This is a genomic window from Prevotella sp. P5-92, from assembly GCF_002251245.1.
Classification (GTDB): Bacteria; Bacteroidota; Bacteroidia; order Bacteroidales; family Bacteroidaceae; genus Prevotella.
In genome coordinates, this window is the sequence record NZ_NPJG01000011.1 from 1 (window position 1) to 2,241 (window position 2,241).

Genomic DNA, 2,241 nt, shown 5'->3' on the forward strand with positions numbered 1-2,241 from the left:
AGTTTTGCTTGTCTTCTTTTCGCAACACTAAGGTAAGTGAAAATTCTGACATGGCAAAATCCTGGGCAACTTTTTGTTGCTCAGGCACTTATAAATAATGTTAAACTATAGTGTTGCGGAATTAAGGTTCTATAAAGCTATTGATTATAATAGGGTTACTATTGTGAAGATCTTTGCAAAAAAAATTCAGAGAATACTCATACCATATCTTTTTACAGGTATATTTGTTTATATACTTAGAGGATATTTTGGATATTGGTTTTTGCAAATCCTTTTTATAGTTAATAGTATAGTCCTTCTAGAAAATTGGATGTTACAATCCCTCAAAAAGGGAATATATGTTGAACTTGCAATGCATTTCTTCGTATATTTTGTTTTGACCATTTTCTCTAGATTTATTGGACATTATGATTTGCCTCGAGAATTTATGAATATGGGGGGGGGGTAAATAGTTATTATTTGGCATTTGTCTTTGGTTGTATGATAAGGCATTATCAATTATTAGAAGTCAAACTGTTGAATATGAAAACTAATTTGTTTTGTTTAGCTTTATTTGTTCTTTTATTTATACTCAATAATAGTTCTTATAAGCTTTCTATTTGGGGAATATTGATACCTATTTTGGCAATAGGATTTCTATATGGTGCTTTTAAGGCTTCTGATTATTCTTGGTTGGAAATCGTAGGAAAAAATTCTTTAGAGATATACATTTTACATATATTCTTTGTCATGCCTTTTAAAGAAGTCGGTGATTATATATTAGGACAAAATGACTTTCCTGTTAGTTTAACATTGCAAATTTGTTACTCTTTAGTTATTTCAGTAATTTCGATAAAGCTATCGGTAAAAATTGCTGATTTTTTGAAACAAAATAAATGTTTATCGAAATTATTATTCGGTATTTAGTAAAAATGAAATTTCGAACTGTTAATACAAAACTGCATTTTTGGCAAAAAGGAGTGGTCTTGTTTTTAATGCTCTATTTTACGAACTTTATGAGTTATAGAGAATTTACAGACTTTCCTCGTGGATTGGTTTTTATAGTAGCCTATCCTGTAATGGCTCTATTGTTAGCCAAGCAGACATATATGAATGGAACGACCATGTCAAAAACGGTTAATTTGGTTGTACTGAGTTTCTTGCTTAGTTGTATTCCTTCTATTTTAATCTTCGGTCAATCTTTATATGATTCTTTGGCTGGAATTTTAATGTTTGTTTTTCCGATGTCTCTTTATTATATTCTTCATAAATGGAATGTAGAAGAACGGCTACTCTTCAAATATCTTATGATATTTACTGCTGTTTTTGGCTTCTTTGAAGTAATACAGCAATTTACGTATCCGACATATTGGTTTAATGGAAGAGATGCAGATGAATATTCTGGATTATTAGAAAAAAGAATGGGATTTTGGCGTTTCTATTTATTCGGTATTGGGTATTGTTTGTTGGCTATAATGCTTTGCTTTGGCAAAATACTGAAAAAGGAAGGAAAAACAATCTACAATTATGCTATGTTCATAATCTGTGCTATAGCCATTTATTTTTTCTTAGCAAGAAAAGATATATATGCAGTGGTAAGTTGTATATCCATAGGAACATTGTTTTATTCTGAACGAGGAGGTAATACTGGTCGCAAGATTTTTATCGGAATTTTACTTGTAGGTATATACTTTTTCTTGAGTAATGCAATGGTTGACCTTAATGCTCAAACTCAAACAGAAATGGGGGAAAGTAATGAAGATTTTATCCGTTTTGTTGCTGCTGATTATTTTATAAATAGTTTCAGTGACTCTCCTTTATATTATGTTTTTGGATCAGGTGTTCCCGGAGGTAAAAACTATTTGGGTAGTCAAATTTCATATTTGACTGATAACATGCATATTTATCAAGATGATTGTGGTTTTGTGGGCTATTTCTCAAGATTTGGTTTGTTCGGAGTTTTAATGCAGATAATGATATTACGCAAAATATGCGTAAATTATAAATATTTAGATATGTCGTTATTGATGTTCGCTCTATTGCAGGTGGAAATTTCATTTTTTGATTTTTGGGGTAACAATGCTCGAAATCTTGCTGCTTGGGCTATTTTTTTATATTTGGTAGATAAAAATATTCAAAAGAATAAGCAGATTAAAATTAACAATGGCAAAAATTTCAGATAATAATAAGAGGGTTGCAAAGAATACTATTATGTTATTAAAGTTTCCCACACCTAAAAGAAGTGGTTGAAATTGCTGCTAA

Annotated in this window: 2 protein-coding genes; both read left to right on the top strand. The window is 30.3% G+C overall.

Going from position 1 to position 2,241, the window contains the following annotated elements; translation table 11 throughout:
• Positions 1-522 precede the first annotated feature (522 nt).
• Entirely contained in the window at positions 523-906 is a 384-nt protein-coding gene (locus CIK99_RS01875) for a hypothetical protein (RefSeq protein ID WP_144007864.1), read from the top strand.
• Positions 876-2,162: a hypothetical protein gene (locus CIK99_RS01880; RefSeq protein ID WP_094379206.1), complete on the top strand. Its 1,287-nt coding sequence runs from the start codon at positions 876-878 to the stop codon at positions 2,160-2,162. Before CIK99_RS01875 ends, CIK99_RS01880 begins: the two co-directional genes overlap by 31 nt.
• Positions 2,163-2,241: the final 79 nt, after the last annotated feature.